The sequence below is a fragment of the Sphingomonas sp. SRI_018 genome (assembly GCF_057586275.1).
The window spans coordinates 1,931,818-1,945,104 of the sequence record NZ_JBYCZO010000001.1 but is presented as its reverse complement, the minus strand read 5'-3'; the positions used below and the strand labels follow the sequence as shown (position 1 = coordinate 1,945,104).

The 13,287-nt window shown below is 69.2% G+C and carries 13 protein-coding genes; 7 read left to right on the top strand and 6 right to left on the bottom strand.

The genetic code is table 11. From position 1 onward, the window contains the following. Positions 1–14: 14 nt before the first annotated feature. Together AC2YHA_RS09045 and AC2YHA_RS09040 are read left to right on the top strand one after the other, a co-directional pair. On the top strand, positions 15–1,190 hold the full coding sequence (locus AC2YHA_RS09045) for an aspartyl protease family protein (protein WP_487401224.1): 1,176 nt from the start codon (positions 15–17) through the stop codon (positions 1,188–1,190). Beyond that, positions 1,190–2,638, top strand: coding sequence for a hypothetical protein (locus AC2YHA_RS09040; RefSeq protein ID WP_487401223.1), 1,449 nt, complete (start codon positions 1,190–1,192; stop codon positions 2,636–2,638). Before AC2YHA_RS09045 ends, AC2YHA_RS09040 begins: the two co-directional genes overlap by 1 nt. Here the strand turns inward: AC2YHA_RS09040 and AC2YHA_RS09035 are convergent. Beyond that, positions 2,628–2,813 (bottom strand): hypothetical protein, encoded by a 186-nt coding sequence (locus AC2YHA_RS09035; protein WP_487401222.1) that lies wholly within the window; start codon positions 2,811–2,813, stop codon positions 2,628–2,630. The two genes, AC2YHA_RS09040 and AC2YHA_RS09035, sit on opposite strands and share 11 nt — an antisense overlap. 54 nt (positions 2,814–2,867) lie before the next feature. Between AC2YHA_RS09035 and AC2YHA_RS09030 the strand changes: the two genes are divergently transcribed. After that, positions 2,868–3,683, top strand: a complete 816-nt coding sequence (locus AC2YHA_RS09030; RefSeq protein WP_233785712.1) for a class I SAM-dependent methyltransferase — start codon at positions 2,868–2,870, stop codon at positions 3,681–3,683. A 145-nt stretch (positions 3,684–3,828) separates the two neighbouring features. On the opposite strand, the gene AC2YHA_RS09025 is transcribed toward AC2YHA_RS09030, so the two are convergent. Together AC2YHA_RS09025 and AC2YHA_RS09020 are read right to left on the bottom strand one after the other, a co-directional pair. Continuing rightward, positions 3,829–5,205 carry a DEAD/DEAH box helicase gene (locus AC2YHA_RS09025; protein ID WP_487401221.1) on the bottom strand — a complete coding sequence of 459 codons (1,377 nt, stop codon included), beginning with the start codon at positions 5,203–5,205 and terminating at the stop codon, positions 3,829–3,831. 197 nt (positions 5,206–5,402) lie between these two features. Then, positions 5,403–5,996 (bottom strand): hypothetical protein, encoded by a 594-nt coding sequence (locus AC2YHA_RS09020; protein ID WP_487401220.1) that lies wholly within the window; start codon positions 5,994–5,996, stop codon positions 5,403–5,405. Positions 5,997–6,079: 83 nt separating this feature from the next. Between AC2YHA_RS09020 and ada the strand changes: the two genes are divergently transcribed. Continuing rightward, positions 6,080–7,111 carry a bifunctional DNA-binding transcriptional regulator/O6-methylguanine-DNA methyltransferase Ada gene (gene ada, locus AC2YHA_RS09015; RefSeq protein ID WP_487401219.1) on the top strand — a complete coding sequence of 344 codons (1,032 nt, stop codon included), beginning with the start codon at positions 6,080–6,082 and terminating at the stop codon, positions 7,109–7,111. Further along, positions 7,111–7,578: a DUF1203 domain-containing protein gene (locus tag AC2YHA_RS09010; protein WP_487401218.1), complete on the top strand. Its 468-nt coding sequence runs from the start codon at positions 7,111–7,113 to the stop codon at positions 7,576–7,578. The genes ada and AC2YHA_RS09010 overlap by 1 nt, the downstream gene beginning before the upstream one ends. 4 nt (positions 7,579–7,582) lie before the next feature. Here the strand turns inward: AC2YHA_RS09010 and AC2YHA_RS09005 are convergent, their stop codons facing one another. Both AC2YHA_RS09005 and AC2YHA_RS09000 read right to left on the bottom strand, forming a co-directional pair. Continuing rightward, complete coding sequence (locus AC2YHA_RS09005) at positions 7,583–9,085, bottom strand: S1C family serine protease (protein ID WP_487401217.1); 1,503 nt, start codon at positions 9,083–9,085, stop codon at positions 7,583–7,585. A 63-nt stretch (positions 9,086–9,148) separates the two neighbouring features. Beyond that, on the bottom strand, positions 9,149–11,314 hold the full coding sequence (locus AC2YHA_RS09000; protein WP_487401216.1) for a primosomal protein N': 2,166 nt from the start codon (positions 11,312–11,314) through the stop codon (positions 9,149–9,151). A gap of 44 nt (positions 11,315–11,358) precedes the next feature. Between AC2YHA_RS09000 and AC2YHA_RS08995 the strand changes: the two genes are divergently transcribed. Next, entirely contained in the window at positions 11,359–11,856 is a 498-nt protein-coding gene (locus AC2YHA_RS08995) for a GNAT family N-acetyltransferase (protein WP_487401215.1), read from the top strand. Here AC2YHA_RS08995 and AC2YHA_RS08990 read toward each other — a convergent pair. Continuing rightward, on the bottom strand, positions 11,844–12,500 hold the full coding sequence (locus tag AC2YHA_RS08990; RefSeq protein ID WP_233785719.1) for a DUF2490 domain-containing protein: 657 nt from the start codon (positions 12,498–12,500) through the stop codon (positions 11,844–11,846). The genes AC2YHA_RS08995 and AC2YHA_RS08990 overlap by 13 nt on opposite strands. A 127-nt stretch (positions 12,501–12,627) precedes the next feature. Here AC2YHA_RS08990 and fsa point away from each other — a divergent pair, with 127 nt between their 5' ends. After that, positions 12,628–13,281: a fructose-6-phosphate aldolase gene (fsa, locus tag AC2YHA_RS08985; RefSeq protein ID WP_233785720.1), complete on the top strand. Its 654-nt coding sequence runs from the start codon at positions 12,628–12,630 to the stop codon at positions 13,279–13,281. The last annotated feature ends 6 nt before the right edge of the window (positions 13,282–13,287 follow it).

Genomic DNA, 13,287 nt, shown 5'->3' with positions numbered 1-13,287 from the left:
CCGCCCGCTTCATCATGCGCGTCGCCGGCCTGTTCCTCTGCCTCCTGCTCGGCGCGGCGCCGGCCGTGGCCGAAGCGCCGGCGGTGGAGCTCGCGTCCAATACCGCGGCGCAATGGGTGAGCTTCGATCTCACCCCCGGCAATCAGATCCGCTTCACCATGACCGTGAACGGCCGTCCGGCGACGGCGGTGCTCGATACCGGCGTCACGCACAGCCTCATCTCGCGCAGGTTCGCCGAGGCGATCGGGCTGCGGCCGGTGCTGGCGGGACAGGCCGACGCGATCGGCGGGACGGTGCCGCTCGGCTGGGCAGCGGTCGAGTCGCTGGCGATCGGCGGCCTGACGCGCACCGGCGGCCGTCTGGCGGTGGCCGATCTCAAGGCGATCGCCACCGGCAGCGCCGAGCCCGTCGAGATGCTGATCGGCAGCGACCTGCTCGGCCGTCAGGCGCTCGACATCGATTATGACGCCCGCCGTTTCCGCCTGCTGCCATCCGGCCGGCTGCCGTTCACCGGGACCAGCGTGCCGCTGTCGATCGCACCGGACTCGGGCGTGTTCCTGAGCGAGCTTTCGATCGGACGGCATCGCTTCAAGCCGATGATCGTCGATACCGGCGACGGATCGTCGGTGACCTTGTCGCGCGAGATGTGGGGCGCGGCGCGGGTGCCGACGCCGCCGCTCACCTCTGCCTATGCCTTCGGCCTCGGCGGCGCGATCGAGACCGATCTCACCGTCCTGCCAGCCGTCCGCCTTGCCGGACTCACGGCAAGGAACGTCGAGGTGAGGATCGAGGGCAAGGACGGCTTCTCCCAGCTCACCGGCACCGCGGGCCGGATCGGTTCGGGCCTGCTCCAGCGCTATCGCGTGCTGATCGACCCCACCGCCAAACGCATGGTGTTCGCACCCGGCAAGACCGTCGATCGCGAACCGCTCAAGTCGACCAGCGGGCTGCTCATCGCGCTCCAGGGCAGGTCGCTGCGCGTGCTCCATGTCATGCGCAACTCGCCGGCGGCTGCGGCGGGTTGGCGCGCGGGCGAGCGCATCTGCGCGGTCGACGGTGTGCCGATCCCTGCCGACTATCTCGCCACGCCGCTCGCGGCCTGGCCGGCAGGTGCGCCGGGGCGTACGGTCCGCCTGGGCCTGTGCGACAACGGCGGCGACCGCACGCTGACGCTCGCGCGCTTCTACTGATGGAGCGCATCCGGCCGTTGCCTGCGCCGGCGGTGGCGGCGCTGCTGCTCGCGGCGGCGGTGGCGCTGCGCGCGGCCGATTTCGGCAATCCTGTGATCCATGTCGACGAGCAATATTATCTGCTGGTCGGCGAGCGGCTGCTCCACGGAGCGTTGCCCTATGTCGACATCTGGGACCGCAAGCCGATCGGGCTGTTCCTGCTCTACGCCGGCGCGGCGGCGCTGCCGGGCGACGATATCCTTGGCTATCAAATCCTCGCCTGCCTCTCGGCGGCCGCCACCGCAGCGCTGGTCTTCGCCAGCGCGCTTCGGGTCGGTGCGAGCCGGACCGGCGCCATTGCGGCCGCAATCGCCTACCTCGTCTGGCTGCCCTTGCTCGGTGGGCGCGGGGGACAGGCGCCGGTATTCTACAACCTGCCCGTCACCGCCGCCGCCTGGCTGACGCTGCGGCTGCCGTCGCTGGAGCGGCGGCCGGATGCGATCGTCTTGAACGGCCTCGCGGCCTGTCTGCTCGCCGGCCTCGCCATCCAGCTCAAGCCGACCGCGGCTTTCGAGGGAGCGTTCTTCGGTCTCGCGCACCTGTGGTGGCTGTGGCGGAGCGGCGCCCGGGCGAAGCTGGTTCCCGCCGTATCGCTGTGGCTGCTGGCCGGCGCGGCGCCGACGTTGGCGGCGGCGTTCGTTTATGCGCGGCTCGGCCATTTCGATGCGTGGTGGTTCGCCAACGTCACCTCGATCCTGCTGCGGCCGCCCTATCCGGCGAGCGAACTCGCGATGCGGCTGCTCGGTATCGCCGCCGAGCTGTCGCCGCTGATCCTGTGCGCCATGATCGCCTGGCGCCGGCGGCGCGCGCGCTGCGCGGCGGAACGGGGATTGGCGTTCCTGTGGCTCGGCACCGCCCTGGTCGGTTTCGCCGCGATCGGCACCTTCTTCGACCATTATGCGCTGCCGCTGATCGCGCCGCTGGCGGTGCCGGCGGCGATCGCCTTCGGCCGTCATCCGCGCGCGCTGATCGGTGCGCTGGGACTGGGGCTGCTGCTGGTGGTGGTCGAGCGTGCGTTCGTCCCCAACGACGACCCCGGTGCGCGCGAGGTCGCCCGCGTCGTCGCTGCGAACGATCGCGGCGGATGTCCCTATGTCTTCATCGGCGACACCATCACCTACAGCCTGGCCGATGCCTGCCTGCCGACCGCCTACGCCTTCCCCAACTTCCTTGCCTACACGACCGAGCAGGGGGCGACCGGCATCGACGAAGCGGCTGAGGTCCGCCGCATCCTCGCCGGGCGGCCGCCGGTGATCGTCACCTCGACCCGCCGGCTCGACATCTGGAATCGGGCCAGCCTCGCCGCGCTCAAGGCGGCGCTCGTGCGCTATCGTCCTGTATTCAGCGTGCCGCGTGCGCAATACCGCACGGTCGTCTACCTCCGCCGCGACCTCGCCTTCAGGAATTGAGCGCGACGCTGGCGAGGATCAGCGCGCCCATCATCGCCGCGAACTGGATCGTCGGCCATGGCACCATCCCGACACGGTCGAGGTCGCGCCGGCGGCCGCGGCGCCATTGCCCGACGCCGCTCGCCACCGCCACCGCGACACAGGCCGCCGCCGCGCTCCACAGTCTCGCTTGCATCGCACCTCCCTGCCGCGATACGAAGGCAACGTCCACCGTTCGAGGAGACTTGAGATGCGCGCGCTCGCAACCATAGCGATCGTCTCCGTTGCGGCTGCGGTGACCAGTGTCGCGATCGGAGCGCCGGCCACGCTCCAGTCTAAGCTCGCCGAGGTCGTTGCGGCACCCACCCGCACGCCCGCCAACGTCGCGCGCGACAAATATCGCCATCCGGTCGAGACGCTCGCCTTCTTCCAGGTGAAGCCGGGCGACACGGTGGTCGAGATCTGGCCTGGCGGCGGTTGGTATACCGAAATCCTGGCGCCCTACGCTGCTGCGCGGGGAAGCTATTGGGCGGCCGGCCCCTGGCCCAAGGGGCTCGACGGCGTGCGCGCGCTGCAGGCGAAGGACGCCGCGCTCTACGGCAAGGTCAACCTCGCCGCCTTCCCGGCCGATGCAGGGCAGCCGAAGGTGCCGGACGGCAGCGCCGACGTCGTCCTCACCTTCCGCAACGTCCACAACTGGCGCGCAGGGTATCAGCGCGGCGGTCAGGATTATGCGGCGGAGGCCTTCCGCCAGATGTATGCGATGCTGAAGCCGGGCGGCACGCTCGGCGTGGTCGACCATCGTTTACCCGAGAGCGCCGACGCCGCCCGCGAGACCAACAGCGGTTATATCAAGGTCTCGACCGTCCGCCGCCTTGCGGAGCAGGCCGGCTTCGTCTTCGACAGCGCGAGCGAGATCAATGCCAACCCCAAGGACACCGCCGACTGGCCCAATGGCGTGTGGACGCTGCCGCCGAGCTATCAGCTCAAGGACGTCGACCGCGCCAAATATGCCGCGATCGGCGAGAGCGACCGGATGACGCTGCGGTTCAAGAAGCCGAGGTGAGCTTTGCTCCCCGAAGTGGGAACTGGTCGAATTGAGGTCGTCATCCCGGCGGAAGCCGGGATCTCATGAGGCTTACGGTACTGCAGCTGCCTGAGATCCCGGCTTTCGCCGGGATGACGGTATTTCAACGAAGGGCGATCACACCTTAGCGCCCGCCGCCCTGTCGGCGCTGTCCGCCGCCGCCGTTACCCGCGGGCCGGGCGTGGAAGCGCTTCTTTGCCGGGAAGTGGCGACGCTCGCCCTGACCCTCGCGCTGCCCGCCTTCACGCTGCCCGCCGTCACGCGGCTGACCGCCTCCGGCGCGCTGCATGTCGCGGCCGCGGCGGCCGTTGTTCTCGTCGCGGCTGATCGTCACCGGCGCACGGCTCTTCACGATCTCCGCCGCCTGCACCTGGAAGTTCTCCGGCAGCGGGGTGACGGTCGGGCGCTGGCGCGTCAGCCGCTCGATGTCGCGCAGATATGGCCGCTCGTCATCGGCGACGAAGCTCACCGCGATGCCGTCACGGCCGGCACGCGCGGTGCGGCCGATGCGGTGGACATATTGCTCCGGCACGTTCGGCAGCTCGAAGTTGAACACGTGGCTCACGCCGGACACGTCGATTCCGCGCGCTGCGATGTCGGTGGCGACCAGGATGCGGACCTTGCCCGAACGGAAGTCGGCGAGCGCGCGTTCGCGCTGCGGCTGCGATTTGTTGCCGTGGATGGCGTGCGCGACGATGCCGTTCGCGCCGAGCAGCTTCACCACGCGATCGGCGCCGTGCTTGGTGCGGGTGAACACCAGCGCGCGATCGATCGGCTCCTTCCTGAGCACGATCGTCAGCAGCGCCTGCTTCTCCGCCTGGTTGATGAAGGTGACGTACTGATCGACCCGCTCGGCGGTGCTGGCGACCGGGGTCACCTTCACCTCGACCGGATCGTGGATGAACTGGCCGGCGAGATCGCGGATTGCCTTGGGCATGGTTGCCGAGAAGAACAGGCTCTGCCGCTTCTTCGGCAGCAGGTTCACCGTGCGCTTCAGCGCGTGGATGAAGCCGAGGTCCATCATCTGATCGGCTTCGTCGAGCACGAAGATCTCGACCGCCGAGAGCGACAGATGTCCCTCGTCGATCAGGTCGAGCATCCGGCCGGGCGTCGCGACGAGGATATCGACGCCGCGCGACAGGTCCTGCCGGTTTTTGTGGAGCGAAGTGCCGCCGAACACGGTGGCGACATTGAGGTTGCTGCCCTTGGCATAGCCGCGCGCGCTCTCGGCGATCTGCGCAGCGAGCTCGCGGGTGGGGGCAAGCACCAGCATCCGGCACTGACGGGGCAGCGGACGCTTGTTGGCGGCGACCAGCCGGTCGATCGAGGGCAGGGTGAAGGCCGCGGTCTTGCCGGTGCCGGTCTGGGCGATGCCGAGCAGGTCGCGGCCGTCGAGCAGCGCCGGAATCGATTGCGCCTGGATCGGCGTCGGCTCGGCATAACCCTTGGCGGCAAGCGCGGCGAGGACGGGCTGCGACAGCCCGAGGTCGGAAAATTGCATTGTGATTTTGGACTCGTAATTGGAGTCGGCGCGCGCTGCCCGACATGGGCGCGCGATACGACGGGGCCAGAGTTTGGCGACCCGCGTGACGTGGGAAGCTTTGGAAACGAAGCCGGGCCGGGGCGGCAATCCGCCCGATCACGCTGCCTTGCTAAGGGCTTCGCAGATGCAGCATATGGTGGTGCGGCGGCCGGAAGTCAATGTTGCCGCCCGAATCGCCACTTTCGTGCGGCCTGCACCGCCACGAGTGCAATCAGCAATCCTCCACCGCCGATCCAAACCCAGTCGCCGATCCGGAATTCGTCGCGCGGCCAGTGCGAGACGATCAAAAAGACGGCAATGGCGAATGCGCCCCCCAGCTGTGACCATCTGAGCTTGGTCAGAACCAGGGCGCGAGCCTCCTCGCGCGATCGCGCTAGGCCAGCCGGCGTGCGATCAGCCAAGGCCCTGGCAGGCGCGCGCCAGATATACCGATACAGCGGCACGAAAAGCGCCACCAGGACAAGGACGCATGCGGTAGTGAAGTCGAGCCCGTAGCCGAGGTCCTCGCTGGTCTTGTCAAAGAAGACGGCGACCGTGATCGCGGCCACCGCCACGGCGGCGAAGCCCCACGTCATTCGATTGGACGCGCGGACGAGCTGCTCGGTGAAGACGTTCCGTTCGGCGCGGGTCACTCGCTTGGGTTGTGCTCGATGGTTCGGTCGATAGAGAAAACCGTCGCCATCCGGCTCGAACTGCTGCCCGAACAGATCACGGATGCGTTGCTCGCGGCCCCCCATTTCACCGAGCATGGTCGTCCGTCGCCTGCCTCGCAAGCTGTTTGACCGCAAAGCACGGGAAGTCTTGCGCGAATACCCTATCTATACCCATGCCCATGACACAGGAAATCGATCCCGACATCGCCTGGGGCGCGTTCGAGCGGCGCGACCGGCGCTTCGACGGCCGCTTCGTCGGCGCGGTCACCACTACCGGCATCTACTGCAAGCCGAGCTGCCCGGCGCGGCGACCGAAGCGCGAGCATGTGCTGTTCTTCGCCGACGGCGAGGAGGCGCAGGCGGCCGGCTTCCGTGCCTGCATGCGCTGCAAGCCCGACGAGGTCGGCCGCGACCGCGTCGCCGTCGCCGAGGCGGTGGCGCTGCTCGAGAAGGCGGAGGAGCCGATCGGGCTCGAGGAACTGGCTGCCGCGGTCGGCTATGCCCCGCATCACTTCCATCGGCTGTTCAAGCGCGCGACCGGCGTCACGCCTGCCGCCTACGCCCGGGGCCTACGCGCCCGCCGCGCCGCCGAGGCGCTGACGGCGGAGGAGACGGTGACCAACGCGATCTACGACGCCGGTTATTCGGCCCCGAGCCGCTTCTACGAGACCGCCAACGCACGGCTGGGCATGACGCCCAGCGCCTGGCGCAACGGCGGGGCGGGTGTCACGATCCGCTGGACGATCGCCGAAACCAGCCTCGGTCCGCTGCTGATCGCCGCCACCGACAAGGGGCTCTGCCGCGTCGCGTTCGAGGAGGATTCGCTGAGGCTCGCCGCACGCTTTCCAAAGGCGGAGGTGGTCCAGGGCGGTGCCGCGCTCGCCGAGCTCGCCGCGCGGGTGGTGAGCGAGGTCGAGAGCCCCGGCCGTCACGCCGACCTGCCGCTCGACGTGCAGGGCACCGCCTTCCAGGAAGCGGTGTGGGAAGCGCTTCGCCGGATCCCGCCGGGCGAATCGCTGAGCTACGCCCAGCTCGCCGCCGCCGTCGGCAAGCCCGGCGCGGTGCGCGCTGCCGGAACGGTGTGCGGCGCCAACAACGTCGCGGTGATCATCCCCTGTCATCGCGTCCAGCGCGGCGACGGCAGCATCGGCGGCTATGCCTATGGCGTCGACCGCAAGCTCGCGCTCAGGAAACGCGAAGGAGCGAAGTGATGGCCTATCGCATCCGCGGGCTCGATCCCGCGCCGTTCCGCCACCTCTATGGCCTGGACGATGCGGCGCTGGCGGCCGAGCAGGTCGTCCGCATGAAGGTGACGGCGAAGCCCGATGCGCCGTGTCGGGTGGAGCTCGTCGACATCGATCCGGGCGAGACGGTGCTGCTGGTCAACTATGAGCATCTGCCGGTCGCGACGCCCTATCGCAGCGCTCATGCCATCTTCGTGCGCGAGGGCGCGGAGGAGGCGGCGGAGTTCGTCGACACGGTGCCTGAGCCGCTGGCGATCCGGCTGCTGTCGGTGCGGGCGTTCGACGCCGACGGCATGATGACCGACGCCGACGTGTTCGAGGGCAGCGAGCTCGACCGGCGGATCGAGGAATTCTTCGCCGATCCGCGCGTCGCCTATCTCCACGCCCACAACGCCGGACGCGGCTGTTTCGCCGCTCGGATCGATCGCGCCTGACCGGTCAGGGCACCGCCTTGCACGAATAGACCAGCCGCTCGTTCCAGCGCGGCGGCAGCGACGATCGGATCGCCGACTGCTGGCTGGCGAGCGCCGCGCGGGCGGCGGGATCGGCCGAGCAGGTCTTGAGCGTCACGCCCTTGCGGAGCTCGCGGGCGCGGCTCATCGCCTCGTCGCCGAGCAGGTAGCGGGTGCTGGTGTAGGTCCGCGTCGCCGGCTGATAGCCGAGCACCGAGACGGTCGCCTCCTCATCGGGCACCAGGATCCGTTCCCAGCCGCCGTGGCCGTCCTCGGCATATTGGGTGCGGCCGTTGATGCAGCCATCACCGCCGTAGCTCAGCGCCACATTCTGCGTGGCGCTCACCGTCACGCGGCTGCGCGCGGGATCGAGCGTGCAGATCATCCTGCCGGTGCCGGGATCGGCGGCTGTCGTCCGAGTCTTGGGCGCGGCGACCTTGACCGACGCCGGATCGAAGCCGGGGCGCAGGAAGAAGACGATCACCGCCACCGCCATCAGCGCGCCGCCAGCGATCGCCGCCTGCCGTGCGCGCGGATCGCGGCGCGTCGCGAGCAATCCGGCGCCACCGAGCCCGAGTGCGCCCAGCACCAGCAGAAGCGTCGCGCCGCCGATGAAATTCTCGCGGATCGTCAGGTTGCGGTCGCGCGCCTGGTCGAGCGCAGCCTCGCGGTCGGCGCGGGTCTGCGCCGCGACGGCGGCCGCGTCGGCCTCGGCCTGCTCGCGCGCGCTGGCAGCGGCGGCGCTGTCGGCGGCGAGCCGGTCCTCGATCGAGAGGCAGGGCACGCCGACCGAGGCGACCGGCTGCTTCGCCTCCCGCAGGAACGCGGTCAGCTCCGAATCGGCGATGGCGAAGCCGAAGTTCGCGTCGCCCTGCTCGCCATTGGTGATCGCCGAATTGACCCCGATCACGCGCCCACAGCGGTCGAGCAGCGGTCCGCCGGAGTTGCCGCGCGCGATGTTGGCGGTGTGGAGCAGCATGTTGACCCCGGCGATCGACCGCGCGCCCGAATAGACGCCCTGCGAGCGTACCGGCGACTGCGGCCTGATGAAGTCGCTCATCGACTGGGCGGTGGCGACATCGACGTTGCCGGGATAGCCGAGCGCGATCAGCGCGTCGCCCTCGTCGGCAGGACCTGCATAGAGCGTCAGCGGCGGCAGGCTCACGCCCGAGAATTCGATGAGCGCCAGGTCGCGCGCGGGATCGACCGCGATCAGCTTGCCCTGATAGCTCTTGTCGCCCGCCGAGGGGACGACGCCGATCAGGACGTTGTCGGGATAGCGCGCCGCCGGCTCGACGACATGGGCGTTGGTGACGATCCGGTTGGGCGCGACCGCGAAGCCGCTGCCGTGGCCGAAGCCGACCACCTCACCCTCGACCACCGCGATGGTGACGACCCGCACCACGCCGCGCCCGGCGGCAGCGATGTCGTCGGCGTGCGCCGGAGTCGCGAAGGCCAGCAGGGCGAACAGGGCGAGCAGGAACCGCACCTGCGCGCGTGTCGCAGGTCGTGGCGGGGCTTGCAAGGCGCCATGACGTCACGACACGGGTTGTTACAGGAAGTTATAGGGATCGACGTCCACCGCCACCCGCACCTTCGCGGGCCAATCCAGTGCGCCCAGCCAGTCGCGGATCACGTCCTGCACGTCGAGCTGCCGTGTCGCATGTACCAGCAGGCGGAAGCGATGGCGGCCGCGCAGCATCGCGAGCGGGGCGGGGGCCGGGCCGAACACGTCCATCCCGTCGACCTCCGGCGCGGCGCGGGCGATGACGCGGGCGGTCTCGTCGGCCGCGGCCTTGTCCTCGCTCGACACCACGATCGCGGCGAAGCGGCCGAACGGCGGTGCGTCGGCGTCGCGTCGTGCTTCGGTCTCGGCAGCGTAGAAGGCTTCGGCATCGCCCGAGACCAGCGCCTCGATCACGCGAGCCTTGGGCGCATGGGTCTGGACCAGCACCGTGCCCGGCTTCTCGCCGCGGCCGGCGCGGCCGGCGACCTGCATGATCTGCTGGAAGGTGCGCTCCGCGGCGCGCAGGTCGCCGCCTTCGAGGCCGAGGTCGGCGTCGATCACCCCGACCAGCGTCAGATTGGGGAAGTGATAGCCCTTGGTGACGAGCTGGGTGCCGACGACGATGTCGATATCGCCCGCTTCCATCCGCCCGACGAACTCCGCCGCCTTGGCCGGCGACCAGATGGTGTCGGAGGTGACGATCGCGAGTCTAGCGTCCGGGAACAGCGCCCTGGCCTCGTCGGCGATGCGCTCGACGCCGGGGCCGCAGGCGACCAGGCTGTCCTCGCTCTCGCATTCCGGGCAGGCGCGCGGTGTCGGGATGACGTGACCGCAATGATGGCAGGCAAGGCGGCGGATCAGCCGGTGCTCGACCATCCAGGCGGTGCAGTTGGGGCATTGGAAGCGATGCCCGCAGGTCCGGCACAAGGTGAGCGGCGCGTAGCCGCGGCGGTTGAGGAACAGCAGCACCTGCTCACCGCGCTCCAGCGTCTCGTCGATCGCGCGGACGAGGCGCGGGGCGATCCAGCGGCCGCGCTCGGGCGGCTCGGCGAGCAGGTCGATCGCCTCGATCGCCGGCAGCTCGGCCTTGCCATAGCGGCCGGGCAGCTTGAGCTCGCGATAGCGGCCGAGCTCGACCTGATGGCGCGTCTCGATCGCCGGGGTGGCGGAGGCGAGCACCACGGGGCAGCCTTCGAAACGTCCACGCATCACCGCGACGTCGCGGGCGTGGTAATGGACGCCGTCCTCCTGCTTGAAGCTGGTCTCGTGCGCCTCGTCGACCACGATCAGGCCGAGCCTGGGGTAGGGCAGGAACAGTGCCGATCGGGCGCCGACCACCACCTTGGCCTGTCCGGCCGCGATCTGGCGCCAGGCGCGGCGGCGCTGCGACTGCCTGAGGCCGGAGTGCCACGCCACCGGCTCGACGCCGAACCGCGCGTGGAAGCGTTTGAGGAACGGCTCGGTCAGCGCGATCTCGGGCAACAGCACGAGCGCCTGCTTGCCCTCGCGCAGCGCCTCGGCGACGCCTTCCAGATAGACCTCGGTCTTGCCCGATCCGGTGACGCCGTCGAGCAGAAACGGCTCGAAATCCTTCGCTGCGACGGATGCCTGGAGGATGCCGGCGGCATAGGCCTGATCCTTGGTGAGCTCAGGAGGGGCATGGTTCGGATCGGGCTCGGGATAGGGGCTGTCGAGGTCGACCGCGATCCCCTCCAGCGCGCCGGCCTTGACCAATCCGCGGATCACGCCCTCGGAGACATCGGCGATCGTCGCGAGCTCGCGGATCAGGCCCTGGCGATCGCCGATCCGTTCCAGCGCCTGCTCGCGTTGCGCGGTCATGCGGTCGGGCGGTTCGCCGGTCGCGCGATACTCGACGATGGTCTTGCCGCCCTCCAGCGCCGAAGTGGAGGACAGCGCCATCCTCAGCACCGCTGCGAGCGGCGCGAGATAATAGTCGGCGGTCCATTCGACGAGCCGGCGGAGGGGCGCCGGGATCGGCGGCGCATCGGCGACCGCGAGCAGGTTGCGCAGCCGGTTGTCGCCGACCTCTTCGGTCGCGAGCCGCTCCGGTTCCCACGCCACGCCGAGCAGCTGGCGCGGCCCCAGCGGCGCGACCACGATCGAGCCCGGCTCGACTTCCATGCCGTGCGGCACGCGATAGTCGAGCGGTCCCAGCGCCGAATTCATGACAATCACGCGTGCCCGTGCCATCACCCCCACCTAGGATGGCCGGCGCCTGAGGGGAACAGGGGACGATGATCGAGACCGAACGGCTGCTGCTGCGCGAGATCGTGCCGGCCGACGCGCCGTTCGTGCTCGAGCTGCACACCGATCCGGATTTCCGCGCCAACATCGGCGATCGCGGCGTCCACGACCTCGCCAGTGCCGAGCGCTATGTCGAAGAAGGACCTCGGGCGAGCTATGCCCGGCACGGTTTCGGCATGTGGGCGGTCGAAGGCAAGGCGGAGGGCGTGCCGCTCGGCATGTGCGGGCTGCTCAAGCGCGACTGGCTCGATCATGTCGATCTCGGCTACGCCTTCCTGCCGGCGGGTCGTGGCCGGGGCTATGCGCTGGAGGCCGCACACGCGACGATGGAATGGGCGGCGGCACAAGGCCTCGCGCCGGTGTTGGCGATCGTCAATCCGGACAATCTCAGGTCGCTCGCACTGCTCGACCACCTTGGTTTCGCACGGCGCGGACGGGTCGAGCCGCCGGGCGAAACGCACTCGGTGCTGCTGCTTCAGAAGGAATAGTTGAACGCGAAGGTCATCGCGTGATCCATGCGGTCGCGCGCACCGCGCCGGCCGAAGCGGAGTTGGTTGAGGTAGCCGAGATCGGCGCGCAACGCCTTCAGCAGCGGAAACGACAGCCCGAACGCATTGCGAATTCGTTCGTAGCCGCGGCGTTGGCCCCATCTGGTCGTGTTCGCGTTGAAATAGCTTTCATGCGTCGCGAACAGCGCCAGGCCGCCGCGCGTGAGCGGACGGGTGAAGCGCAGTTGCGGCCTCACCCGGAATCCCACCTCGTTGCCGCTCGAATTGAAGCGCTGCTCGAACCGAGCGCGCACGGCGAAGCCGCTGCCGAGTGCCACCGTCACCATCTGGCGCAGTCGCTCCTCGTTGGGCAGGGCATGGCCATGGTCCCAATCCTCGACGTGGCGATAGCCGAAGGCGAGGTCGACGCCCTTCGCCACCGGCACGCTCGCGAGCCCGCCGATCTCCGAGTGGGAGAAGCCATCGGCATCGTCGCTGAAGCGGCCGATCGTCTCGAAGGTCAGCGTCGTATCTCCCGTCTGCGTCGTCGCGTTTGCCTGCAGCCACAGCTGCTCGTCGGCCTGCTGCGCATGGGCGGCGGCCGGGGCGGTCAAGGCAAGAAGGGCAAGGCAGATGCGGCGCATCGGGACCTCGGGGTTTGAGCGGCTGTGCGGCAACGGCGTCCGGTCTATAGAGGGGGCGATTCGGGGCAGCGGTAACACGGCTGTCGTCGGACTGTAATATCAGCATTTTGCCCTAGCCGGAGGCTTCATGAAATTCTTCGTCGACACCGCCGACACCGCCGAAATCCGCGATCTCGCCGAGAGCGGGCTGGTCGACGGCGTCACCACCAATCCCTCGCTGATCCACAAGGCGGGCCGTAACTTCCTCGAGGTGGTGAAGGAAATCTGCGCGATCACCGACGGTCCCGTCTCGGCCGAAGTGGTCGCGCTCGACCACGAAGGCATGATGCGCGAGGCCGAGGTGGTGCGGAAGATCGCCGACAACGTCGCGGTCAAGGTGCCGCTCACCATCGACGGACTCAAGACTTGCAAGGCGCTGACCGGTGACGGCACCATGGTGAACGTGACCCTGTGCTTCTCCGCCAACCAGGCGCTGCTCGCGGCCAAGGCGGGGGCGACCTTCGTCTCGCCGTTCGTGGGGCGGCATGACGACGTCGGCTTCGACGGGATGCAGCTCATCGCCGACATCCGCCAGATCTACGACAATTACGACTTCGACACGGAGATCCTGGTCGCGAGCGTGCGCCACCCGATCCACGTCTACGAGGCCGCACGGATCGGCGCCGACGTGATGACCGCCCCGCCCGCCGTGATCCGCCAGCTCGTCAAGCATCCGCTCACCGACAAGGGGATCGAGGGCTTCCTGGCCGACTGGGCGAAGACGGGGCAGACGATCGGCTAAAGCGCT